The sequence below is a fragment of the Mesorhizobium sp. M7A.F.Ca.CA.004.06.1.1 genome, assembly GCF_003999135.1.
In the GTDB taxonomy this organism is placed as follows: Bacteria; Pseudomonadota; Alphaproteobacteria; order Rhizobiales; family Rhizobiaceae; genus Mesorhizobium.
The window spans coordinates 1-604 of the sequence record NZ_RZPQ01001371.1; the positions used below are offsets into that span (position 1 = coordinate 1).

Consider the following 604-nt stretch of genomic DNA (forward strand, 5'->3'; position numbering starts at 1 on the left):
CTACTGGAATGTCCGCCTGCTCGACCATCTCTTCGATTTCGACGAGATCCGCGTCCATTCGCGCCGCCCGGAAAGCCGCGACGGTTTTGCCGCCAGACTATCCGCCGATCTCGGCAAGACGGTGACGGCGGTCGCCGACTGGAAAAGCTGCATCGAGGGCGCCGACATTGTCGTCGAGGCCTCGCGGTTGCCGGAGCCGCAGCCATTGCTCAAGACCGAATGGATCAAGCCCGGCGCGTTGGTCGTGCCCTACGGCACGATGAGCGCGGTGGAACTGTCGTTGACCGATATCATGCAGAAAATGGTCGTCGACGATTGGGGCCAGTGCAAGGGCGGCAAGTTCGGCTCGCTGCGCGCCCATGTCGAGACCGGGCGGCTGAGCGAGAAGACGCTGCATGCCGAGCTTGGCCAGATCGCCGCCGGTCTGAAAGCCGGGCGCGAAAGCGACGCCGAAACGATCCTGTTCTGGCATCGCGGCCTGTCGCTGTCCGACATTGCGCTGGGCAAGGCGATGCTGGCCAAGGCCCAAGTGCAAGGCATCGGCCAGCGGCTGCGCTTCGCATGAGCGCGCTCGTCCTCACCGGAACCGGCGTCGGTATTGACG

The 604-nt window shown here is 64.7% G+C and carries 1 pseudogene; it reads left to right on the forward strand.

Features of this window, described 5'->3' with window-relative positions:
• Positions 1-565: pseudogene (locus EN906_RS36390) on the forward strand (ornithine cyclodeaminase family protein); the annotation flags it as partial.
• Between the last annotated feature and the right edge of the window lie 39 nt (positions 566-604).